Below are 23,145 nucleotides of genomic sequence, written 5' to 3' on the forward strand. Positions count from 1 at the left end.
GCGCCGATTGCGCAGGCTGGTTGCACTTTGCGATCATTTGCGAATAGTTATCGTTTTGTCGTTCATTCCGAATCGGGGTGGGGGAGCAAAGGTGTCGGCAGTCCAGACTGGCAATGGCGAATTCGTAGGCGCGCTCTACCGCGACCACCGCGACTGGCTGCTCGCCTGGCTCAATCGCAGCGTCGGCTGCCCGCAGCGCGCCGAGGACCTCGGCCAGGACACCTTCGTGCGCATCCTCGGCCGCCGCGAGCTGCCCAGCCTGCGCGAACCGCGGGCCTTCCTGGTGACTGTGGCCAAGGGCCTGCTGGTCGACCACTGGCGCCGCCAGGCGCTGGAGCAGGCCTACCTCGACGAGCTGCTGCAACTGCCCGAGGCCGAGCAGCCCTCGGTGGAAACCCAGTTCCTCATCCTCGCCGACCTGCGCGAGATCGACCGCCTGCTGGGCAAGCTGTCCAGCCGCGCGCGCAGCGCCTTCCTGCTCAACCGCCTGGACGGCCTGGGCCACGCCGAGATCGCCGAGCGCCTGGGCGTGTCGGTGCCGCGGGTGCGCCAGTACATCGCCCAGGGCCTGCGCCAGTGCTACATCGCCCTGTACGGCGAGCCGACATGAAGGGCCCGGTCTCGGTCCGCATCCTCGACGAAGCCATCGCCTGGCAGTTGCGCCTGGGTTCGGGCGAGGCCCATGCCGAGGACGAAGCCGCCTTCGCCCACTGGCATGCCGCTCACAGCGAACACGCCCGCGCCTGGCACCAACTGGGCATGCTCGACCACAACCTGGGCGCGGCCGCCGCCCCCGCGGCGCGCAGCGCCTTGCTGCGCGCGCCGGGCGAATCGCGGCGCAAGCTGCGCCGGCTGGCCGGCACCGGTTTGTCGCTACTGCTGGCCGGGGTGCTGGCGCTGGGCGTGGGCAACCGCTACCTGCCGCTGCGCTACACCCTGGCCGACGTGGTCACCGGCACCGGCGAGCTGCGCGAACTGCGCCTGCCCGACGACACCCTGGTGCAGCTCGACAGCCGCACCGCCCTGGACATCCGTTTCGACGCCAGCGAGCGGCGCATCGTCCTGCTCAGCGGCGAAATCATAGTGCAGACCGCCCATGGCGACAGCCGCCCATTCATCGTCGAAACCCGCGATGGCCGCCTGCGCGCCCTGGGCACCCGTTTCCTGGTGGAACGCCAGGCCGACGGCACCCTGCTCAGCGTGCTGCAGTCGGCGGTGGCGGCCAAGCCCGAGCGGGGCCGCGACGAAACCGTCATCCCCCAGGGCCGCCACGTGCTGCTGCGCGCCGACGGCCTGGGCCCGCTGGAGGCCAACAGCGCCACCGCCGACGCCTGGACCCACGGCATGCTGGTAGCCGACAACATACGGCTGGCCGACCTGCTGGAGAAACTCGGCCAGTACCGCAGCGGCTACCTGGGCCTGGACCCGGCGCTGGCCGACCTGCGCATCAGCGGCAGCTTCTCCCTGCGCGACACCGACCTGGCCCTGGATTCGCTGCCGCCGAGCCTGCCGGTGCGCATCGAGCGGCACGGCGGTTGGTGGACGAAGGTGGTGCCGCGCGGCTGAGCCCCTTGCCGGCCGCGCGAAACGCTCTTCGTAGGAGCGAGCTTGCTCGCGAATGAACCCCGCTGCGGAGCCTGTTCGCGAGCAAGCTCGCTCCTACGAAAAGCCAGAGCGTCATACGCCGTAGCGCCATCCGAAATTTTTTTCGCGCAGCCCTATCACTTTCCGATTGTCGTCCGGCAATGAGGCGAACGAGACATATTCACACCCAGGAGTGAATCCCCGATGCCGTCCCCCACCATGGCCTTCCGCCCGCACCTGCTGGCCGCCGCCATTCTGCTCGCCAGCCCGCTGGCTTCCGTCGCCGCCGATGTCGCGCGCGACTACCAACTGCCCGCCGCCCCGCTGGCCAGCACCCTCAACCGCATCGCCGCGCAAGCCGGCATCAGCCTGAGCATCGACCCGGCCCTGGCCAACGGCCGCAGCGCCCATGCCGTGCAGGGCCGCTTCGACGGCCTCGGCGCGCTGCGCCAGGCGCTGGAAGGCACCGGCCTGGAGCTGGTGGAGAACGCATCCGGCAGCTACAGCGTGCGCCCACTGCCCAAGGACACCCTGGCCATGGGCGCCACCACCGTGAGCGCCGTGCAGGAAGACCCGGACGGCCCGGCCGTGGGCTACCTCGCCACCCGCACCCGCGCCGGCACCAAGACCGACAGCTCGATCCTCGAGACGCCCAAGTCGATCTCCGTGGCCACCCGCGAGCAGATGCAGGACCGCAACGTACAGAACCTCGACGACGCCGTGCGCTACATGCCCGGCGTGATCGCCAGCAGCTACGGCAGCGACACCCGCGCCGAATGGCTGAAGGTGCGCGGCTTCGAGCCCACCCAGTTCCTCGACGGCCTGCCCCTGCCCAAGGGCTCCTACACCATGCCCAAGCTGGAAACCTGGGACCTGGAGCGCGTCGCCCTGCTGCGCGGCCCGGCCTCCTCGCTGTACGGCCAGACCCCGCCCGGCGGCCTGCTGGACATGGTCAGCCGCCGCCCGCAGGAAGAAAGCAGCCATGAAGTGCAGCTGCAGGTCGGCAGCTACGAGCACAAGCAGATTTCCTTCGACAGCACCGGCAAGATCGACGACCAGGGCAAGATGCTCTACCGCGTCAGCGGCGTGGTGCGCGACAGCAACACCCAGGTCGAGCACGTCGACAGCAAGCGCTACAACATCGCGCCCAGCGTGACCTGGAACTTCGACGAAGACACCCGCCTGACCTTCCTCTCGCAGTTCAACCGCGACGATACCGGCATCACCAGCCAGTTCCTGCCGCTGCAGGGCACCAAGCTGTCGACCCCGGCCGGCAAGGTGAAGTACCACGAGAACCTGGGCGACCCGGACTGGGAGTTCTACGACAAGACGTACTACGCCCTGGGTTACGCCTTCGAGCACCGCTTCAACGACGTCTGGCAGTTCCGCCAGAACCTGCGCTACACCAAGAGCGACCTGTCGTTCCAGGGCATCACCGCCGGCGGCTGGGCCACCGCGGTGAGCGACGACGGCACCGTGGCGCGCGGCGCCAACGTGGTCAACGAAGACATCAGCCAGTTCGCCATCGACAACAACTTCCAGGCCGACTTCGCCACCGGCCCGGTCAAGCACACCCTGCTGCTGGGCCTCGACCACCAGCGCGCCAACACCAACTACCAGTGGCTGTACGGCAGCGCGCCGAGCAGCAACATCAAGCAGCCGATCTACGGCCAGGATTTCAGCAACGTCAGCTACACCGCGTACAACGACTACAACCAGAAGATGCGCGACACCGGCCTCTACGCCCAGGACCAGATGTCCCTGGACAACTGGCGCCTGACCCTCGGCGGCCGCCATGACTGGGCCCACACCGGCTCGAAGTTCTACAACGCCGGCGGCGCCACCGACACCCGCCGCGACAGCCAGTTCAGCGGCAACGCGGCGCTCAGCTACGTGTTCGACAACGGCCTGGCGCCCTACATCTCCTACGCCGAGTCGTTCCAGACCGAGGCCGGCGGCAACAACGGCATGGCCTTCGAACCGAGCACCGGCAAGCAGTACGAACTGGGCATCAAGTACCAGCCGCCCGGCCGCGACCTGCTGCTCAGCGCCGCCGTCTACGACCTGAAGCGGCAGAACATCGTGCTCTCCGACTCCCTGGGCCGCAGCAACCCGGTGGGCGAGGCGCAGGTGCGCGGCCTCGAACTGGAAGCCGTCGGCAACGTCACCGACAACCTCAAGGTGACCGCCGCCTACACCTACTCCAACAGCAAGATGACCAAGGTCGCCGACCCGCTGGACAAGAATCGTCCGCTGCCGCTGACGCCGGAGAACCAGGCCTCGCTGTGGGCCGACTACACCTGGCACGAAGGCCTGCTCGACGGCTTCGGCATCGGCTTCGGCACCCGCTACGTGGGCGAGACCGACAACATCGCCATCGGCAGCATGGCCTACGTGCGCGACAAGTCGGACGGCCATACCGGCTCCTACACCCTGTACGACGCCGCGGTGCGCTACGACCTCGGCCGCCTGGACAACAGCCTGAAAGGGCTGAGCGTGGCGGTGAACGCGAACAACGTATTCGACAAGGAATACATCTCCACCTGCGACGGCTTCTACTGCTACTACGGCGACCGCCGCAACGTGGTCGCCAGCCTCGACTACAAGTTCTGACCTCCGGCCGCCACGGCGGCCACCCCACACGGCGCGTTCCCCGCGCGCCGTTCGCCTCCCGGCGCGTGGCGCGCTACAGTGCGCCTTCCAACGGCCACGCCCGGGAGCACCCCAATGCCGCAAAGCCCGCGACTCCTGCCCACCCTGCTCGGCCTGCTGCTGAGCTGCGCCGCCCACGCCGCCGACCCGCAGTACTACCCCCTGACCAAGGGCGCCACGCCCCAGGCCGTGGCCATGCTCGACGATGGCCGGCTGTGGTACGTCGCCGAGGGCAACGGCTCGCTGGGCCGCTTCGACCCGCAAAGCGGCCAGGACGAGCAGGTCAGCCTGGGCAAGGGCTCGGTGCCGCGCGCCGTGCTGGCCGGCCCGGATGGCGAGGCCTGGATCGCCGACAGCGGCCTCAACGCCCTGGTCCGCGTCGACCCGGACCGCCTCGGCAGCGAGGTGGTGCCGCTGCCCAAGGAAGCCGCCGACGCCGGCCTGGACAGCCTGGTGTTCGATGACGACCACGACATCTGGTTCACCGGCGCGAAGGGCTTCTACGGCCGCATCGACCCCGCCACGCGCAAGCTCGAGGTCTGGGCCACGCCCGGCGGCAAGGGCGCCCAGGGCCTGGCTGTGACGCCCGACGGCCAGCTCTGGTACGCCTCCGCCGACGACGACAGCATCAACCGCATCGACCCCCTCGGCCAGGCCGTCACCCGCTTCCCGCTGCCCCAACAGGGCGGCCGGCCGCAGCAACTGGGCGCCGACTCCATCGGCCGGCTGTGGGTGAGCGAGGCCGGCAGCGGCCGGCTCGGCCGCTTCGACCCCAGCGACGGCAAGTGGAAGAGCTGGCGCCTGCCGGGCGACCACCCGCAACCCGGCGCGCTCTACGTCGATGCCATGGACCGCGTATGGCTCAGCGACCTGGGCGGCGACGCCGTGCTGCGCTTCGACCCGCAGAGCGAGAAATTCACCGCCTACCCCAGCGACCAGACCGAGGCCCGCGTCAGCCAGCTCAGCGGCCGCCCCGGCGAGGTCTGGGGCGCCGACGCCGGCAGCGACCGCCTGCTGGTCATCCGCGAGTAATCAGGAGATACCATGAGCCCCACCCTCACCCTGTTCCACGCCCCCGCCTCGCCCTTCGTGCGCAAGGTCATGGTGCTGCTGCACGAGACCGGCCAGCTCGACAAGGTGCGCCTGCAGGCGGCCAACCTCAGCCCGGTGAGCCCGGACAGCGGCGTCAACGCCTGCAACCCGGCGGGCAAGATCCCCTGCCTGCGCCTGGCCGACGGCCAGGCCCTGTACGACAGCCGGGTGATAGTCGAGTACCTCGACCAGCAGCACGCCGGCGCACCGCTGATCCCCCGCGAAGGCCCGCAGCGCTGGCAGCGCCTGACCCTCGCCGCGCTGGCCGACGCCATCATGGACGCCGCCGTGATCAGCCGCTACGAAACCTTCGTGCGCCCCGAGGAGAAGCGCTGGGACGGCTGGCTGCAAGGTCAGCAGCAGAAGATCGAACGCGCACTCGCGCACTTCGAGGGCGAGGCCTTCTCAGCGCTGAACGAGCGCTTCGACATCGCCGCCATCGGCCTGGCCTGCGCCCTGGGCTACCTCGACTTCCGCCGCCCGGACTGGGCCTGGCGCGAACAGTACCCGAAGCTCGCGGCCTGGTACGCCGAGGCCGCCCAGCGCCCGTCCCTGCAAGCCACGCAGCCGGCCTGACAGCCCGGCGCTGGCGCGTTAACCGTAGGGCGTATAACCGTTCGCGGTTATACGCCGTCGCCCCGAGCGCCATGGCCAAACGTCGGCGCCCGATGCGCATGCCGCCGTTCGCGAGCAAGCTCGCTCCTACGAAGAGCGGCGCCCCATTCCGTGACTGGATGACAGGCGGGAAGGGGCATTTGTAGGAGCGAGCTTGCTCGCGAACCCTTCCCCGCGCGCCCGCAGCACCAGCACCGCGATCTGCCGCGCCAAGCGCCGCCCGGCCCGGCGCTCCTCGCGCAACCCGCGCCAGGCGCTCATCGCCGCGCGCCCCAGTAGTACAGCGGCAGCGCCAGCAGCAGGCCGAGCTGGGCGAAGCCCGCGCATAGTTCCAGGAAGGAGCGCACGTGGGGGTTGTTCGCCGCGTCCCGGGCGCCGGTGAGGCCATCCCAGAAATCCGCCGGCGGCAGGTGCAGGGCCAGCCAGGCCAGCGGCTTGCCGCTGGCGGCGAGCCAGGCGATCAGCTCGAAGTGGCCGACGAACATCAGCAGCGGCAGGGCCATCACGCTCAGCAGCAGGCCGCCGGCCAGGCACAGGGTGAAACGCGTCAGCAGGTGCATGGCGGCCTCCTTCAGCCTTCGTGGCTCACTTCGTCCAGGGAGAAGCTCGGCTCGTCCGCGCGCCGGCCGACGCCGTACCAGTCCAGCCGGCGGGTCAGCGCCATCACCCCGGCGAGCACCGCGAACAGCAGCAGCGAGCCCATCAGCAGCGCATAGTCCTCGGCCCGCAACAGGCCGTAGAGCATGGCGTAGAGCGCGCCCAGTCCGGCGCCGAAGGCACAGCCACGCACCACGCTGCGCAGCACCGTGCACAGGTAGAAGCCGATCAGCGCCACGCAGGCGCCGGCGGAAGCCAGGTAGGCGCGCTCGAAGCCGACGTGCTCGGCCAGCGACAGCAGCAGCAGGTAGAACAGCGCCAGGGCCAGGCCGACCAGGGCGTACTGCACCGGGTGCAGGGCCAGGCCCTTGAGCACCTCGAAGAGGAAGAAGCCGGCGAAGGTCAGGCCGATGAACAGCAGGGCGTACTTCAGTGCGCGGTCGGCCTTGAGGTACTGGTCCACCGGGTCCACCAGGCTGACGCCGAAGCCACGCGAGTCGAAAGTGTCGCAGCCCTTGCCGGCGAAGCAGTTCTGCAGCGCCTCTTCCATGCTGCTGGCGAAGAAGCTGGTGCGCCAGCGCGCGCTGAAGCCGTCGGCGCCGATGCTGCGCTCCACCGGCAGGAACTCGCCGCCGAAGCTGGGGTGCGGCCAGTCGGCCTTGAGGCTGACCTGGCTGTCGCGGCCCACCGGGGTGATGTCCAGCCGCGAGCTGCCCAGCAGGGCCAGTTCGAAGGCGTAGTCGAAGCGCTGTTCGGCGGCGCTGGCCTCCAGCGGCAGCGGCGCGTGCACGCCCTCGCCCAGGCGCTGCGAGCGGCTGCCGGGGGCGAAGTCCAGGGTGCGGCCGTCGAGGCTCAGCTTGAGGGCGTTCTGGATGCCGCGCACGTCGCTGATGCCCACCGCCAGGAACGGCTGCTCGAAGCGGTAGCTGGCCAGGTCGTCGCCCACGCCGTAGTGCGCCGGCACCACGAAGCTGCCGCTGACGCGGCTTTCCAGGTGGAACAGGCGCGCCTCGTAGATGCCGCGGTGGCGCAGCTCGGTGGTCATCTGGCCATCGACCAGGAAGGTCTCCGGCAGGAAGTACAGGCGCCCGCGCTTCTCCCGCTGCACCTGCACGCGGGTGCCGCTGCGTTCGTCGCGCTCCCACTCCAGCACCTGGCGCACGTAGGGCACCACCAGCAGCGGCCCACGCAGGCGCTGGGCGTAGGCGGAGCTGCGGGCGATGTCCTGCAGCACGCCGTCACGGTAGGCCTGCCGCTCACCGACCAGGCCGTCGATCATCAGCAGGGGGACCAGTAGCAGGAGCATGAGCACGGCGATGGCGCCGAGCTTGAGGAGCAGGGGTCGGTTCATGGGGACTCTCCGGGGGGATTGGGGTGGTGGAGAGTCTGGGTCGGTACTGTGGGGGATTTGTGGTGGGGGGATGGGGAGATTGTGGGGATTGTGTGGGGGCTGGCTTTGGTGTGGTGGGTGGCGCCTTTCCCTCTCCCTAACCCTCTCCCTGAAGGGAGAGGGGACCGTTCGGAGTGCTTGGGTATTTTGGAGTTAGCCGGCAACACCGAAGGTTTCCGGCTGAAACCATTCCTCCTCTCGGCACGGACAAGCCCCCTCTCCCTTCAGGGAGAGGGCTGGGGAGAGGGGCTCTCAGGCTCTTCCCTTGTCAGCCCCCGGCAACTCCAGCCAAGCCTCCACCCCACCCTCGACATTCCCCACGCCCAACCTTCCACCATGCAACCCCGCCACCTCGGCAACGAAGTTCAACCCCAGCCCCGTGCTCTTGCGCCCCGTCCCCGGCCGCGGCAAGGAGTAGAACCGCTCCGTCAGCCGCTCCAGCGCATAGCCCGGAATCACCGGTCCCTCGTTGAACACCCCCAGCCGCCAGCGCCCATCCTCGCGCAGCGCACCGAAGCGAATCACCCCACCAACCGGCGTGAAATCCAGCGCATTGTCCAACAGGTTGCCCAACGCCTGGCGCAACAGGAAACGCTCCCCCGTCACCACTGCCTCCGCCGGCACCGCGTTCTCCACCCGCAAACCTGCCAGCCGCGCCAGGTTGGCCTGCAACAGCTCCGCCACCAACTCACGCAGCGACACCGGCTCGCTATCCTCAAGCCCCTGCCGCTGCTCCACCTGGGCCAGGTTCAGCAGGCGCTCCACCAGTTGCTGCAAACGCTGGCTCTCGCCGGCAATGTTGTCGACGAAGCGCCTGCGCTGCTCCGCCGGCATCTCGCCTTCCAACAGTTCGGCGGCGCCACGAATGGCCGCCAGCGGGCTCTTCAGCTCGTGGGTCAGGGTGTGCACGTAGCGCTCGACGTAGGCCTTGCCCTCCAGTTGTACGCGCATGCGCTCCACCGCCTCGGCCAGTTGCGCCATCTCGCCGCCGCGGTAGCGCGGCAGTTCGGCGCGGCGGCCCTCGCTGACCGCCTGGGCGTAGCGGGTAAGCTTGCGCAGGGCGCCGCTCAGCCACCAGGAGAGCAGCCCGCCAACCAGCAGGCCGAGCACGATCAGGCCGCCGCCGAGCCAGGCCAGGCGCCGTTGCGAACGCTCGATGTAGGGCTGCAGGGTGCGGTTGGGCTTGGAGACGGAGACCACGCCGATGATCTTCTCGCCATCCTTGATCGGCGCCGCCACGTACATCACCGAGGAGTCCGGGTCGTCCGCCGATTCGCGGCTGGAGCGCGCGCCGTACTTGCCCTGCAAGGTCAGGTAGACGTCGTTCCAGCGCGAGTAGTCCTGGCCCACCGCCTCGCCCGCCGAATCCAGCAGGACGATGCCGCGGGCGTCGGTGACGTAGATGCGGTGGTTCACCGCGTTCTTGCGCACGCCCCAGATGTCCGCCTGCGGGCTGCGCGCGCCATAGGCCTTGAGCAGTTCCGGCAACTGGCTGTGGACCAGGGTGCCGTTCTTCAGGTCCTCGCGCAGGATCTCGGCCAGCAGGTTCGCGGTGTCCACCAGGGTTTCCTCGGTGGACTGGCGCACCCCGGGGCGGATCTCCTCCATCACCGTGCTCAGCACGAAGTAGCCGGTCAGCCCGACGAACAGGAAGTACGCCAGGAAGATCCGCACGCCCAGCGGCATCAGGCCTTCTCCGCCGCGTAGCTGTAGCCCAGGCCGCGGTGCGTCTGGATCGGTTCGGCGTCCGCGGCCACCTGGCGCAGCTTGGCGCGCAGGCTCTTGATGTGGCTGTCGATGTTGCGCTCGTAGCCGGCCTGGGCCGCCACGCCCAGGGCCTGCAGCAGCAGCTCGCGGCTGAACACCCGGCCCGGGCGCGCCAGCAGCGCCTGGAGCAGGCGGAATTCGTGGAGGGTGAGGTTCAGCGCCTGGCCGCGGTAGTGGATCAGGCAGCGCTCCTCGTCCACCCGGAAGGGCCCGGCCGGGGCCGCCTCGGCGCTGGCGCGGTGCGGCCCGCGACGGAGGATGGCCTTGACCCGCGCGGCCAGCTCGCGCGGGCTGAAGGGCTTGACCACGTAGTCGTCGGCGCCGATCTCCAGGCCCACCACGCGGTCGATCTCGGCGTCGCGGGCGGTGAGGAAGATCACCGGCACCTCGGAGAAGCGGCGCAGCTGGCGGCAGGCCTCGAAGCCGCTGATGTCGGGCAGGCCGACGTCGAGGACGACCAGGTCGAAGGCCTCCTCGCGCAGGCGCTGCAGGGCCTCGCCGGCCAGGCTCAGCCAGGTGGTGGCGAAGCCTTCGGCCTGCAGGGCGTAGAGCAAGGTGTCGGCGATGGCGGCTTCGTCTTCGACGATGAGGATGTGCGGCATGGCTTCCGTGCGCGGTGTGGCGGGCCTTCCATCAAGCCGCAAGGCCCGCGTCCCGTCAATCGGCTTCGCGGCTGCCCGAGCAGTTGGGCTTGCCGGCGGCGAAGCGCTCGCTGGCATCCACCGCCACGTGGAACTTGCGCAGGCCCTTGGCGCCCATCAGGAAGGGGTAGTTGAAGTGGCTGCGGTCGACCAGGTTGACCTCGATCACCTGCTGGTCGCCGCCCAGGCACACCGGCAGCAGGATCACCGGGCGCTCGCTGAGGGCCACCGGGTTCTCCTCCTCGTCGTCTTCCTCGCGGCCGTCGGCGCGGTTCTTGATCTTGGAGATGCGCGCCAGCTTGTGCTCGTACTGCGAGTCGCCGCCGTCCTTGGTGGCCAGGCGGAAGCGCACCCACTCGTCGCCGTCGCGCTGGAACAGCTGGATGTCCTTGGCCGACAGCGACGAAGTGTAGGCGCCGGTGTCCATCTTGGCCTGCAGCGTCTGGCTCAGCTCGGGCAGGCCGACCCATTCGTAGCGCCCGTAGAGCTTGGGCTCGGCGGCGAGAGCCAGGCCGGGCAGGACGAGCAGCGAAAGCAGGGCGAGAACGGGTTTCACGGGAATCTCCAGGGCAGTTCGGGATGCATGGCGCATAGGACTACCACGCCAGCCCGGGGTTCGCCAGCGGCCGCTGTCAGGCGTCGAACAGCGAGCCGCGGCGGCGGTCCAGGCCGCTCCACAGCGTTTCCAGGTTGCGGAAGCCCCACTGCGCCGGCGACTCGCGGCCGACGATGCGCTCGCGGCCCTTGAGCGTGGCCAGGTCGAGCACCTGCTGGGGAATCGCCGCGCGCGTGCGGATCGAATAGAACACCTTGAGCACCGGGGTGAGCAACGCCTCGGGATGCTGCTCCAGCACCACCGCCAGGCGCTCGCTCTCCAGGCGCACCAGCGAGCCCACCGGGTAGATGCCCAGGCATTTGACGAAGGCGCGGAACACCTGCTCGTCCAGGTGCGTGCCGCACCACTGGCCCATGCGCCGGATCGACTCGGCGGGGTCCCAGCCGGCCTTGTAGGGGCGGTCGGAGGTGATGGCGTCGTAGATGTCGCAGACCGCGCCCATGCGCGCGAACAGGCTGATCTGCTCGCCGGCCAGGTGGTGCGGGTAGCCGCTGCCGTCGAGCTTCTCGTGGTGGTGCAGGCACACGTCCAGCACCAGGGCGCCGACCTGGCGGCCCTGGATGAGGATGTCCAGGCCGCGCTGCGGGTGCTCGCGGACCCGGGCGAACTCCTGCTCGTCCAGGCGCCCCGGCTTGTTCAGCAGCTCCATGGGCACGTGCATCTTGCCGATGTCGTGCAGCAGCCCGGCCGCGCCCGCCTCGCGCACCAGCGCCTCGTCCAGGCCGAGCTGGCGCGCCAGGGCGATCATCAGCGCGCACACCGCCACCGAGTGCAGGTAGGTGTATTCGTCGGCGTTCTTCAGCCGCACCAGGCTGATCAGCGCATTGGGATGGCGCTGCACCGAGGCGGCGATTTCCTCCACCAGTTCCTGGGCGTGCTCGCCATTCACCGCCTTGCCCATGCGCGCGTCCTGGAACATCGCCATGACCGCGCGCTTGGACTGTACGCACAGCCGGTGCGCCGCGCGCAGTTCGTCTTCCATGGCGCGCCAGGGCTTCTCCGGCGCCTCCTCGGGCGAGGCCGGCGGCGGTGCGGCGGGCTCGCCGGGTGTCAGCGCGGGGCGGGGCGCGAGGCCCTTGGCCGGGTCGATCAGCACTTCGTGCACGCCGCTCTCGCGCAGGCGCTTGAGGTCCTCGGGGTCTTCCAGCAAAAAGCGCCGGCGCCAGAACGGGTGCTCCATCCAGGAGCCGCACAGTTCGTGGACGTACATACCGAGGGTCACGTCCTTGACCGGCAGGCGCACATAGAAGGAGTCAGGCATGGCAGGCAATCATCGGGGCAGGTTCCCAGAGCATAGTGCGCCGGCGCACGTCGCGGGAGGGGGTGGCTTGGGCTGGCCGCGCCGCCTGCGTATCATGGCCGCGCCAACCGGAACAAGGAATCGCACCGCCATGTGGGCCACGCTGACCGGAATCGTCACCAGCCTCCTGTTGCTGCTCAACACCCTGATCCTGATCGGCCCGATGCTGCTGATCGCCCTGCTCAAGCTGGTGCTGCCGGGCAAGGCGCTGAAGGACGCCTGCTCCAACGGGGTGATGTGGATCGCCGAGACCTGGGCGGAGATCGACAAGGCCATCTTCGCCCTGATGACGCCCACCGTCTGGGACATCCGCGGCGGCGACCAGCTGCGCCGCGACACCTCCTACCTGGTGGTGAGCAACCACCAGTCCTGGGTCGACATCCCGGCCCTGGTCCAGGCCTTCAATCGCAAGACGCCCTACTTCAAGTTCTTCCTGAAGAAGGAGCTGATCTGGGTGCCCTTCCTCGGCCTGGCCTTCTGGGCCCTGGACTACCCCTTCATGAAGCGCTACTCCAAGGCCTTCCTGGAGAAGAACCCGCAGCTCAAGGGCAAGGACCTGGAGATCACCAAGGCCGCTTGCGAGAAGTTCAAGGGCATGCCGGTGACGGTGGTGAACTACCTGGAAGGCACCCGCTTCACCCCGGCCAAGCAGGCTCAGCAGCAGTCGCCCTACCAGAACCTGCTCAAGCCCAAGGCCGGCGGCGTGGCCTTCGTGCTGGCCGCCCTGGGCGAGCAGCTGGACGCCATGCTCGACGTCACCGTGGTCTACCCCAAGGGGCCCAAGCCGGGCTTCTGGGACCTGCTCAGCGGCAAAGTGCCGCGGGTGATCGTCGACATCCGCACCCACGGGATCGACCCCGCGCTGTGGCAGGGTGACTACGAGAACGACGCGGAATTCCGCCAGTACGTGCAGGCCTGGGTGTCACGCCTGTGGGAAGAGAAGGACGCGCGCATCGACGCGCTGCGCGCCGAGTTCTAAGCTAGATCGCCTTGCCTGCCACCGTGGTGGCCGGGGTGGAAGGCAGCGGGGCGCTCTCCCAGAGCTTGCCGAGGGTGCCCAGCAACTGGCTGTTCAGGCCCTGCTTGACCAGGTAATCGAGCATCACGCTGGCAAACCGGTCGACCATGCCTTCGCTCATGCCCAGCACGTTGAACACCTGGTCGACGTCCTGCAGGTTCTGGATGCCGCCGAGCAACTGCCCGGCGCCGCCCAGCAGGGCGCCGATGCCGCCGCCGAGGTTGCCCGAGGACAGCTGGTCCAGCCCCGGCAGGCTCTTCTGCAACTGCGTGCCCTGGCTGTCGTCCAGGCGGTTCATGGCCAGGCCGATCAAAGCGCCGGCGCCACCGATGGCTTGTTCGTCGCTGATGTTCAGGCGCTGGCCGAGGGTCTCCACCAGGCCGTTGGCGGCCGTCGCCGCGGCACCGGACTCGGCGCTGGGGATTTCCTCGAAGGTCTCGGCGGCGGCCGGGAAGGCCACCAGCCAGGCGCAGGCGGCGAGGAGGGGAAGGGCTCGGGCGATCATCGGAGGCTCCGCGACAGGCAGGTCCCGCCTCGGCATGGGCGGTCAACGGATTCGACTGACGGCCGCGTCCTTCGTTCCGAGCGCCCTTACGTTGTTTGCAGAACGCGCCGAAGTGCTTTCGTAGGAGCGAGGGGGACGCCTAGTTCTTGCTCGCGAATGAGCCCCGCGGCGGAATCTGTTCGCGAGCAAGCTCGCTCCTACAATACGTCCACCTGTAGGAGCGGGCCCTGCCCGCGATTCGCGCGCAGGGCGCGCTCCTACAAAGGGAATGGTGTGAAGGGGTACCCGTACCGCGAATCGCGCCGGGATGTCCGGCTATCGCGGACAAGGTCCGCTCCTACAATGGAACGCCATACCTCTCGGTGGACTGTAGTCGGGCGTCAGCCGCCCACGCCCCACAGGCCACCCAGGCTGCCCAGCAGGTCGCTGCTCACGCCCTGCTTGCCGAAGTAGTCCAGCAGCACGCTGGCGAACTTGCCGGTCATGCCCTGGTCCATGCCCAGAGTACTGAAGGCGCTGTTCACATCGCCCATGCTGTCGACGTTGCCCAGCAGGCCCTTGGCGCCGGCGCCGCCGAGGTTGCCCAGGCTGCCGCCGAGGCCGCCCAGGGCGTTGGCGCCGCTGAGCTTGTCCAGGCCCGGCACGGCCTTCACCAGTTGGGTGTAGTCGGTGCCGCTGAGTTTGTTCTTGGCCAGGCCGAGCAGCGCGCCGGTGCCGCCGATGGCTTGCTCGTCGCTGACGCCCAGCTGCCCGGTGAGGGCGCCGAGCAGGCCGCTGGTCTGCGGGGTGGAGGCCACCTGGGCCGGGTTGCCGCCCTCGGCCACGCCGGACACTGCCTTGGCGGCGTCCCCCAGGTTGAAGGCGAAGGCGGAACTGGCGGCGAGCAGCGCCGCGGCGGCGCAGGTGACACGGAATCTGACGGTCATCGACATCTCCTGATGCAGTGGCGTCCGGCGCCGAAGGTGCGCGGGACGCAGATTGGACTGGCGGCGGGTGCCATTGTTCCGCCACCTCGGCGCGAACTTGCAGCGCCTGCGCCCGGGCCGCGGCGAATGCCTGCCGATCCCCTCGAAAGCCCCTTCAGGTCCAGCACAGGCGCACCGCCGCGCCAGCGCAACGGCTCTGGCGCGCCCCTCGCGCAGCACCGCCCTCCCCGCCTATGCTTGCGGGAGCCGAACAAGGACCCATCATGAGCGAGCCCTTCATCCTCACCCCGCGCATCGCCCGTATCCTTCCCTGGCTGGTGGCCGTCGCCTTCTTCATGCAGGCGCTGGACGGCACCATCCTCAACACCGCGCTGCCGAGCATGGCCCGTTCGCTGAACGAGGACCCGCTGCGCATGCAGGCGGTGGTCATCTCGTACCTGCTCACGGTGGCGCTGCTGATCCCCGCCTCCGGCTGGATCGCCGACCGCTTCGGCACGCGCCGGGTATTCATCTTCGCGATCTTCCTGTTCAGCCTCGGCTCGCTGTTCTGCGCGCTCTCGCCGAGCCTCGGGGTGCTGGTCATCACCCGCGTGGTGCAGGGCCTGGGCGGCGCGCTGATGATGCCGGTGGGGCGCCTGGTGATCCTGCGCGTGTACCCGCGCAGCGACCTGGTGCGGGTGCTCAGCTTCGTCACCATCCCGGGCCTGCTCGGCCCGCTGACCGGCCCGACCCTCGGCGGCTGGCTGGTGGAATACGCCAGCTGGCACTGGATCTTCCTCATCAACATCCCGGTGGGCCTGCTCGGCATCGTCTTCGCCATCCGCCTCATGCCCGACCTGCGCGGCGCCGCGATCAGCCGCTTCGACGGCCCCGGCTTCCTGCTCTTCGGCGGCGCCATGGTGCTGATCACCATTGCCCTGGAAGGCCTGGGCGAACTGCACATGCCCCACGTACGGGTGGTGATGCTGCTGATCGGCGGCCTGGTACTGCTGGCCGCCTACTGGCTGCGCGCCCTCAACGTCGAGGCGCCGCTGTTCCCGCCCAGCCTGTTCAAGACGCGCACCTTCGCCGTCGGCGTGCTGGGCAACCTGTTCGCCCGCCTGGGCAGCGGCGCCCTGCCCTTCCTCACGCCGCTGCTGCTGCAGGTGGGCCTGGGCTTCGCGCCGGCCAAGGCGGGCATGACCATGATCCCGCTGGCGGCCATGGCCATGGTGGTCAAGCCGCTGGCCAAGGGCATCCTCGACCTGTTCGGCTACCGCCGCCTGCTGGTGGGCAACACCCTGCTGCTGGGCTCGCTGATCGCCGGCCTGGGGCTGATCGACCAGGACACGCCCTACCTCTGGCTGCTGATCCACCTGGGCCTGCTGGGCGGGGTCAACTCGCTGCAGTTCACGGCGATGAATACCCTGACGCTGATCGACCTGCGCGACGACAACGCCAGCGCCGGCAACAGCCTGCTGTCGGTGGTGATGCAGCTGTCCATCGGCCTCGGCGTGGCCTGCGCGGCGGCGCTGCTGGGCGGCTTCAAGAGCGACGTGGAGGTCAACGCCGGCGACGTGCTGGGCGCCTTCCACGCCACCTACCTGAGCGTCGGGCTGATGTCGATGGCGGCGGCGGCGATCTTCTTCCAGCTGGCCCGCGACGACGGCCGCTCGGCCCAGGCGCCACGGCGCCTGGAGCCCGACGACGGGCACTGAGTCAGGGCTTGCAGGTGGGCGGCGTGGTCAGCGTCTTCGACACGTCCACGGCGCCCAGGTGCTCCAGGCTGCGGCGGCCCAGCAGCACCGGGTAGTCGCTGCCCTCGCGGTCGGCCAGGGCGAACTGCTCGCGGTAGACCTTGTCGCCCAGGCACAGGTCCATGCTCACCACCGGGCGATGCTCGATGCCGTTGGCGCCGCGGACCTTGAGGGTGCGCTCGACGGGCCGCTCGAAGGGCAGGCGCTGCACCTGGCCGGTCGCCGCATCCTTGACCAGGATGTCGTACTGCACCCAGCGCTGCTCGTTCTTGCGGATCTTCACCAGGTTGCGCGCGTCCATCACCGAGGTCTGCACGCCGGTGTCCAGGCGCACCTTGAGCAACGCGTTCTCCGGCATCAGCCTGGCCTGCTCGACCCAACCCCAGGTGGCCGGCTGCGCGGCGAACAGCGTGGGGCAGATGAAGGCCAGCAACAGGCCGGCGAGGCGCGGTTTCATGGATCGGGCTCCGGAGTCGGGGGCAATGGCAGTACAGATGGCCTACGCCAATCAGGCAACAAAAAACCCCGGATGTTTCCATCCGGGGTTTTCGGCGACGCCAGGGAATCTTAGTTGATTACCTGAACGCGCTCGGCTTGCATGCCTTTCTGGCCTTGCACGACTTCGAAGCTGACCTTCTGGCCTTCGGCCAGAGTCTTGAAGCCGTGGCCTTCGATGGCGCGGAAGTGAACGAAGACGTCCGGGCCGCTCTCAGGGGTGATGAAGCCGTAGCCTTTGGTCTCGTTGAACCATTTGACGGTGCCGTTCTGACGATTCGACATGGTGTTCTCCTTGGAACGTAGATGTAGAAATAGCCACAAAAGAGTGGCAGGAACTGAGTTGCAAGGAGTTACAAGGAGTCGAGCAGGACGGGGTGGAATAACCGACCGCATCAGGTCACGATCGACGGCGACCCATGCAAACACAGTGCAGGCACTCTACGACAAAAACCTGCGGAAAGCGAATCTGTATAAAAATACACTATTCGACCGTCCGTCCGTTTCAGACGGGTGGCGGGCAAAGCCAGTGGATTCGCGGGTTTTACCGGTTTTTCCAGGGCCCGGCGGGGCCTGTGCTGCTACACTGCGCGCCCACACGCCTGTCGGGTTTTTTCTTCGTGACCTCCACCGCCTTCTCCAGCCTGCCCCTCTCCGCCGACCTGCTCGCCAACCTCGAAGCCCTCGGTTACAAAGAGATGACGCCAATCCAGGCCGCCAGCCTGCCGGTCATCCTCAAGGGCCGCGACCTGATCGCCCAGGCCAAGACCGGCAGCGGCAAGACCGCGGCCTTCGGCATCGGCCTGCTCAGCCCGCTGAACCCGCGCTACTTCGGCTGCCAGGCGCTGGTGCTGTGCCCGACCCGCGAGCTGGCCGACCAGGTGGCCAAGGAGATCCGCCGCCTAGCCCGCGCCGCCGACAACATCAAGGTGCTCACCCTCTGCGGCGGCGTGCCCTTCGGCCCGCAGATCGGCTCGCTGGAGCACGGCGCCCACGTGGTGGTCGGCACCCCGGGGCGGGTACAGGAGCACCTGCGCCGCGGCTCCCTGGTGCTCGACGGGCTGAACACCCTGGTGCTGGACGAGGCCGACCGCATGCTCGACATGGGCTTCTACGACAGCATCGCCGACATCATCGGCCAGCTCCCGGCGCGCCGGCAGAGCCTGCTGTTCTCGGCCACCTACCCGGCCGGCATCGAGCAGCTGGCGGCGAAGTTCCTGCGCCAGCCCGAGCGCGTGGAAGTGGAGGCGCTGCACGACGACAGCCAGATCGAACAGCACTTCTACGAAATCGAGCCGCGCCAGCGCATGGACGCCGTGGTGCGCCTGTTGCAGCACTTCCGCCCGCAGTCCGCCGTAGCCTTCTGCCACACCCGCCAGCAGTGCGTGGAGCTGGCCCAGGCGCTGGACGCGCAGAAGATTTCCGCCCTGGCCCTGCACGGCGACCTGGAGCAGCGCGAGCGCGACCAGGTGCTGGCGATGTTCGCCAACCGCAGCTGCAGCGTGCTGGTGGCCACCGACGTGGCCGCCCGCGGCCTGGACATCGAGGGCCTGGAGGCGGTGATCAACGTCGAGCTGAGCCGCGACGCCCAGGTCCACGTGCACCGCATCGGCCGCAGCGGCCGCGCCGGCGAGAAGGGCCTGGCGCTGTCCCTGGTGGCCCCGGCCGAAGCCTCCCGCGCCCAGGCCATCGAGGACCTGCAGGGCAAGCCGCTGAACTGGGAGCGCATCGACTTCCTGCGCGCCAACCCGGCGCCGCTGCTGCCGCCGATGACCACCCTGAACATCGCCGGCGGGCGCAAGGACAAGCTGCGCCCCGGCGACATCCTCGGCGCCCTCACCGGCGACGCCGGCCTGCCCGGCAGTGCGGTGGGCAAGATCGCCATCTTCGACTTCCAGGCCTACGTGGCGGTGCAGCGCGACCAGGCCAAGGCGGCGCTCAGGCGCCTGCAGGAAGGCAGGATCAAGGGGCGTTCGTTCAAGGTGCGCATCCTCTGACGCGCGGGGCTCTTCGTAGGAGCGAGCTTGCTCGCGAACGGAGTTTCCTGGTCATAACAGTGCATGAGGTCACCGCCGTCCCCTCTCCCCAACCCTCTCCCTGAAGGGAGAGGGGGCTTGTCCGTGCCGAGAGGAGGAATGGTTTCAGCCGAACATCACCGTGCTTACCGGCTAACTCCAGAACACCCAACTCTGCCCAACGGTCCCCTCTCCCTTCAGGGCGGGGCGCGCAGCCGAGGGTTAGGGAGAGGGCGCTCTTCAGGGCAAGAACCTTTCGCGAGCAAGCTCGCTCCTACGAAAACCTTCCCCCCGCAACCAATAGCCGTGCGCCAGGCGATCCGCTAGTCTCAGCGCAGAGACACCTCGGAAGTCCCCGACGCGCATGCTTTCCTCCCCCTTGTTCGAGACCCTGCGGCGCCTGTGGGCGCTGGACAAGTTCGCCTACAGCCTGCGGGTGTTCATCGCCCTGGCCGGGGCCATGGCCGCGTGCCTGCTGCTGGGCCGCACCGAGCTGGTGATCCCGCTGTTCCTCGGCATCATCGCCAGCGCCCTGGCCGAGACCGACGACCACTGGCTGGGCCGCCTGAAGGCGCTGCTGGTGACGCTGGTGTGCTTCCTCATCGCCGCGCTGGCGGTGGAGCTGCTGTTCCCCTACCCCTGGCTGTTCGTCGCCGGCCTGGCCCTGTCGGCCTTCGGCATGACGCTGCTGGGCGCGCTGGGCGAGCGCTATGCGGCCATCGCCTCGGCCACGCTGATCCTGTCCATCTACACCATGATCGGCGTCGACCAGCGCGGCGGCGCGCCCGGCAACCTGTGGCAGGAACCGCTGCTGCTGGTGGCCGGCGCGGCCTGGTATGGCGCGCTCTCGGTGTTGTGGAACGCGCTCTTCGCCAACCAGCCGGTGCAGCAGGTGCTGGCCCGCGCCTACTTCGAGCTGGGCGAGTACCTGAAGATCAAGTCGACGCTGTTCGAGCCGCTGCGCCAGCTCGACGTCGAGGGCCGGCGTCTGGCCCTGGCGCGGCAGAACGGCAAGCTGGTGGTGACGCTCAACCAGGCCAAGGAAACCATCCTCAGCCGCCTCAGCCATGGCCGCCCGGGGCCCAAGCTGAGGCGCTACCTGAAGCTGTACTTCATCGCCCAGGACGTCCACGAGCGCGCCAGCTCCTCGCACTACCCCTACAACCGCCTGGCCGAGGCCTTCTTCCACAGCGACGTGCTGTTCCGCTGCCAGCGCCTGCTCAACCAGCAGGGCAAGGCCTGCCGGGCGTTGTCGCGGGCCATCCGCCTGCGCCAGCGCTTCGACTACAACGACAGCGAGCAGGCCCTCGCCGACCTGCAGGCCTCGCTGGAATACCTGCGCCAGCAGGGCAACCCGGCCTGGCGCGCGCTGCTGCGCTCCCTCGGCGCCCTGGCCGGCAACCTCGCCACCCTCGACCAGAAGCTCAGCGGCGCGAGCAACCCCGACGCCCTCGCCGAGGAGCAGGACAGCACCCTGCTGGACCGCTCGCCGCGCTCGCTGCGCGATGCCTTCGAGCGCATCCGCCAGCAGCTCACGCCCACCTCGCTGCTGTTCCGCCACGCCCTGCGCCTGGGCCTGACGCTGACCGCCGGCTACGGCGTGCTGCACCTGATCCACCCGACCCAGGGCTACTGGATCCTGCTGACCACGGTGTTCGTCTGCCAGCCCAACTACGGCGCCACGCGCATCCGCCTGGTGCAACGCATCCTCGGCACCCTCGTCGGTCTGGTGGCCGGTTGGGCGCTGATCGACCTGTTCCCCAACCCGCTGGTGCAATCGCTGCTGGCGGTGGTCGCCGGGGTGGCCTTCTTCGCCACCCGCAGCACCCGCTACACCCTGGCCACCGCGGCCATCACCCTGCTGGTGCTGCTGTGCTTCAACCAGGTGGGCAACGGCTACGGGCTGATCCTGCCGCGCCTGTTCGACACCCTGCTCGGCGCCTTCATCGCCGGCCTGGCGGTGTTCCTCATCCTCCCCGACTGGCAGGGCCGGCGCCTGCACAGCCTGGTCGGCAGCACCCTGGCCTGCAACGCCCGCTACCTGCGCGAGATCATGCAGCAGTACGCCAGCGGCAAGCGCGACGACCTCATCTACCGCACCGCCCGGCGCAACGCCCACAACGCCGACGCGACGCTCTCCACCACGCTGTCGAACATGCTTCTGGAGCCCGGCCACTTCCGCAAGGACGCCGAGCTGGGCTTCCGCTTCCTGGTGCTCTCGCACACCCTGCTCAGCTACCTCTCGGCCCTGGGCGCGCACCGCGACCGCCTGCCGGAGTCGCCGGCCAACGCGCTGATCGACGAAGCCGCCGCACAGCTCACCGCCAGCCTCGACGACATCGCCGCCAGCCTCGCCCAGCGCAAGCCGGTGGCCATCCACAGCGATGCCGAGGAAGACCTGGCCAAGCGCCTGGAACAGGTGCCGGAGGAGCTGGAGGACCCGCAGCGCCTGGTGCAGACGCAACTGGCGCTGATCTGCCGCGAGCTGGTGCCGCTGCGCAGCCTGGCCGCGCACCTGCTGAAGAAGGAAATCGGCGCCGAGCAGGAAGCCGCCGCCTGAACCCGGCTCAGGGCCCGCGCAGGTCCATGAAGGCGTCGTAGCTACCGTCCTCGCGCATCAGCCGCAGCTCGCGGTTGAAGTCTTCGATTATCTGCGCGTGGCGCGGGTTGGCGCGGCTGACCAGGATGTACAGCGGGTTCTCCGCCAGCGGCTGGGGCAGGAACTCCAGCTTGTGGCGCTCGTCCTTCAGGTCGTGTTCGAGGATGTAGCGGGCCGTCCACTCGTCCTCCAGGGTCAGCTCGACGCGGCCGGCGACCACCATCATCGCGGCATTGGGGAAGGACAGCACCGGCACCTTGTGCAGCCGGTTGTCCTCGTTGAACTCGGGGGTGTAGCTGTAGCCGCGGACTACAGCGATGCGGAAGGGGTAGAGGTCGGCCAGGCGCTCGAAGACGATGGGCGAGCCCTTGCGCTTGAGGAAGCGCAGGCGGTTCACCAGGTAGGGCTCGGAGTACTGCCCGAAGGTCTCGCGCTCGGCGCTGTACCAGGAATCCACCAGCACGTCGTACTCGCCGTTGCGCACCCCGTGCAGGGCGCGCGGCCAGGGCACCTGGGCGTAGTGGATGGCGTAGCCGGCGCGGGTCAGCGCGGTGCTGACGAAATGCACCGCCAGGCCGCGGCCGGGCATCTGCGCGTCGGCGTAGGGCGGCCAGCGGTCGGCGACCAGGTTCAGCGGCTCCTCGGCCTGGGCGCAGAACGGCAGGACCAGGGCGATCAGCAGGGCACGCAGCAGCATGGCTCTCCTTGCTTGAGGCCCGCGCCCCGCTACCGGCAAGCGGGCGGACTCAGAAAAGCATCGCCGCGCGCAGGCTCATTCCCCCACCGGCTTCGGGCAGAACACCGAAGGAATAGGCGCTGTCTGGCGATCCCTCAAGGAACAGATTGTAGGTGAAGTTGGCAGCGAGGTTGCCCACCGCCATGCCCACCAAGGTATCGGTTGGGTAGTGCTTGGAGCCTTCCACCCGCGCCAGCGCGGTCAGCCCGTCCACCGTGTAGAGCCCGGCCTTGGTGGTGAAGCGCAGGGTCGGGTCCATGTCGATGTAGTCCAGGTTGCGCCGGGTGAAGCTGTTGTGCACGGCGGTCACGGCCGTGTGCTTGGAGGGGAAGGAGTCGTCGGGAATGCCGTCGGGGCGGTCGCGCCCGGACACCTCCTTCCACTCCTCCACCAGGCCGGTCACCGCGTAGCGGTCGGTGGCCAGCAGCGCCAGGTTGCGCCCACGCCAGGCCCACTTCTCCTCGCCCTCGCTGCCCCTGGGCGCAGCCACCAGGCCGGTGACCACGCTCAGCGCGGTGCTGGCGTTGAGCATGTGGTCGGCGGCGGAGTTGGCGTCGCCGCCGAACAGCCATTCGTGGTTGGCCGCGGACTTCTGCCACTTGTGGTCCCAGTTGCCGGCGGCGATCACCGCCGCGCCGGCCACCGGCGCCCAGGTGCCGGGGTCGAGCACGGCGCGCTGGGCGGAGTCGCCGACGCGCGACCAGCTCATCTGCGGGGAGCCGGCGCAGCCGGCGAAAAGGGCGGATGACAATAGGGTCAGGGCCGCCAGGGTGCGGTAGCTCATGGTTTCCCCCGTAGTCCGTCCGCAAGGGGACGGTAAGGAATTTTCAGAAAACCTACAGGGTAGACGCCTCAGTCCCA

At 69.0% G+C, this 23,145-nt stretch carries 21 protein-coding genes; 9 read left to right on the top strand and 12 right to left on the bottom strand.

Annotated features, from left to right (window positions below; all coding sequences use genetic code 11):
* Positions 1-91 precede the first annotated feature (91 nt).
* The 5 genes from BM060_RS24985 to BM060_RS25005 all read left to right on the top strand — a co-directional run bounded on the left by BM060_RS24985 (position 92) and on the right by BM060_RS25005 (position 5,904).
* On the top strand, positions 92-610 hold the full coding sequence (locus tag BM060_RS24985; RefSeq protein ID WP_009615470.1) for an RNA polymerase sigma factor: 519 nt from the start codon (positions 92-94) through the stop codon (positions 608-610).
* Complete coding sequence (locus tag BM060_RS24990; protein WP_074984129.1) at positions 607-1,566, top strand: FecR family protein; 960 nt, start codon at positions 607-609, stop codon at positions 1,564-1,566. Before BM060_RS24985 ends, BM060_RS24990 begins: the two co-directional genes overlap by 4 nt.
* A 222-nt stretch (positions 1,567-1,788) precedes the next feature.
* A complete protein-coding gene (locus BM060_RS24995) occupies positions 1,789-4,197 on the top strand; it encodes a TonB-dependent siderophore receptor (protein ID WP_074984131.1) in 2,409 nt (802 codons plus the stop codon).
* Between the two features lie 114 nt (positions 4,198-4,311).
* A complete protein-coding gene (locus BM060_RS25000; protein ID WP_074984134.1) occupies positions 4,312-5,268 on the top strand; it encodes a Vgb family protein in 957 nt (318 codons plus the stop codon).
* Positions 5,269-5,280: 12 nt separating this feature from the next.
* Positions 5,281-5,904, top strand: coding sequence for a glutathione S-transferase (locus tag BM060_RS25005; RefSeq protein ID WP_074984136.1), 624 nt, complete (start codon positions 5,281-5,283; stop codon positions 5,902-5,904).
* 296 nt (positions 5,905-6,200) lie between these two features.
* Here BM060_RS25005 and BM060_RS25010 read toward each other — a convergent pair whose 3' ends face one another.
* The 6 genes from BM060_RS25010 to BM060_RS25035 all read right to left on the bottom strand — a co-directional run bounded on the left by BM060_RS25010 (position 6,201) and on the right by BM060_RS25035 (position 12,215).
* A complete protein-coding gene (locus BM060_RS25010) occupies positions 6,201-6,503 on the bottom strand; it encodes a hypothetical protein (RefSeq protein WP_009615462.1) in 303 nt (100 codons plus the stop codon).
* A gap of 11 nt (positions 6,504-6,514) precedes the next feature.
* Positions 6,515-7,891, bottom strand: coding sequence for a cell envelope integrity protein CreD (creD, locus tag BM060_RS25015; RefSeq protein WP_074984139.1), 1,377 nt, complete (start codon positions 7,889-7,891; stop codon positions 6,515-6,517).
* A gap of 291 nt (positions 7,892-8,182) precedes the next feature.
* The gene (creC, locus tag BM060_RS25020) at positions 8,183-9,616 is read right to left on the bottom strand and encodes a two-component system sensor histidine kinase CreC (protein WP_074984141.1); all 1,434 of its coding nucleotides are present in this window, start codon (positions 9,614-9,616) and stop codon (positions 8,183-8,185) included.
* A complete protein-coding gene (gene creB / locus BM060_RS25025; RefSeq protein ID WP_074984144.1) occupies positions 9,616-10,299 on the bottom strand; it encodes a two-component system response regulator CreB in 684 nt (227 codons plus the stop codon). Before creB ends, creC begins: the two co-directional genes overlap by 1 nt.
* A 55-nt stretch (positions 10,300-10,354) precedes the next feature.
* Entirely contained in the window at positions 10,355-10,894 is a 540-nt protein-coding gene (gene rloA2, locus BM060_RS25030; RefSeq protein WP_074984146.1) for a retropepsin-like aspartic peptidase RloA2, read from the bottom strand.
* 76 nt (positions 10,895-10,970) lie between these two features.
* Complete coding sequence (locus tag BM060_RS25035) at positions 10,971-12,215, bottom strand: HD-GYP domain-containing protein (RefSeq protein WP_074984148.1); 1,245 nt, start codon at positions 12,213-12,215, stop codon at positions 10,971-10,973.
* Positions 12,216-12,345: 130 nt separating this feature from the next.
* On the opposite strand from BM060_RS25035, the gene yihG reads away from it, so the two are divergent.
* Complete coding sequence (yihG, locus tag BM060_RS25040; protein WP_074984150.1) at positions 12,346-13,233, top strand: 1-acylglycerol-3-phosphate O-acyltransferase, YihG family; 888 nt, start codon at positions 12,346-12,348, stop codon at positions 13,231-13,233.
* 1 nt (position 13,234) lies between these two features.
* Here the strand turns inward: yihG and BM060_RS25045 are convergent, their stop codons facing one another.
* A complete protein-coding gene (locus tag BM060_RS25045) occupies positions 13,235-13,777 on the bottom strand; it encodes a DUF2780 domain-containing protein (protein WP_074984153.1) in 543 nt (180 codons plus the stop codon).
* Between the two features lie 380 nt (positions 13,778-14,157).
* Entirely contained in the window at positions 14,158-14,703 is a 546-nt protein-coding gene (locus tag BM060_RS25050) for a DUF2780 domain-containing protein (protein ID WP_074984156.1), read from the bottom strand.
* A gap of 263 nt (positions 14,704-14,966) precedes the next feature.
* Between BM060_RS25050 and mdtD the strand changes: the two genes are divergently transcribed.
* Positions 14,967-16,400, top strand: coding sequence for a multidrug transporter subunit MdtD (gene mdtD / locus BM060_RS25055; protein ID WP_074984159.1), 1,434 nt, complete (start codon positions 14,967-14,969; stop codon positions 16,398-16,400).
* 1 nt (position 16,401) lies between these two features.
* On the opposite strand, the gene rloA3 is transcribed toward mdtD, so the two are convergent.
* Both rloA3 and BM060_RS25065 read right to left on the bottom strand, forming a co-directional pair.
* A complete protein-coding gene (rloA3, locus tag BM060_RS25060; RefSeq protein ID WP_061560539.1) occupies positions 16,402-16,896 on the bottom strand; it encodes a retropepsin-like aspartic peptidase RloA3 in 495 nt (164 codons plus the stop codon).
* Between the two features lie 110 nt (positions 16,897-17,006).
* Positions 17,007-17,219, bottom strand: coding sequence for a cold-shock protein (locus BM060_RS25065; RefSeq protein ID WP_009615451.1), 213 nt, complete (start codon positions 17,217-17,219; stop codon positions 17,007-17,009).
* Between the two features lie 335 nt (positions 17,220-17,554).
* On the opposite strand from BM060_RS25065, the gene dbpA reads away from it, so the two are divergent.
* Positions 17,555-18,931: an ATP-dependent RNA helicase DbpA gene (gene dbpA, locus BM060_RS25070; RefSeq protein ID WP_074984162.1), complete on the top strand. Its 1,377-nt coding sequence runs from the start codon at positions 17,555-17,557 to the stop codon at positions 18,929-18,931.
* A gap of 382 nt (positions 18,932-19,313) precedes the next feature.
* A complete protein-coding gene (gene yccS, locus BM060_RS25075) occupies positions 19,314-21,509 on the top strand; it encodes a YccS family putative transporter (protein WP_074984164.1) in 2,196 nt (731 codons plus the stop codon).
* A gap of 7 nt (positions 21,510-21,516) precedes the next feature.
* On the opposite strand, the gene BM060_RS25080 is transcribed toward yccS, so the two are convergent.
* Complete coding sequence (locus BM060_RS25080) at positions 21,517-22,245, bottom strand: substrate-binding periplasmic protein (protein WP_074984166.1); 729 nt, start codon at positions 22,243-22,245, stop codon at positions 21,517-21,519.
* A 49-nt stretch (positions 22,246-22,294) separates the two neighbouring features.
* Positions 22,295-23,068, bottom strand: coding sequence for a phosphatase PAP2 family protein (locus BM060_RS25085; protein ID WP_074984169.1), 774 nt, complete (start codon positions 23,066-23,068; stop codon positions 22,295-22,297).
* Between the last annotated feature and the right edge of the window lie 77 nt (positions 23,069-23,145).

Source organism: Pseudomonas citronellolis, from assembly GCF_900112375.1.
GTDB classification, from domain to species: Bacteria; Pseudomonadota; Gammaproteobacteria; order Pseudomonadales; family Pseudomonadaceae; genus Pseudomonas; species Pseudomonas citronellolis.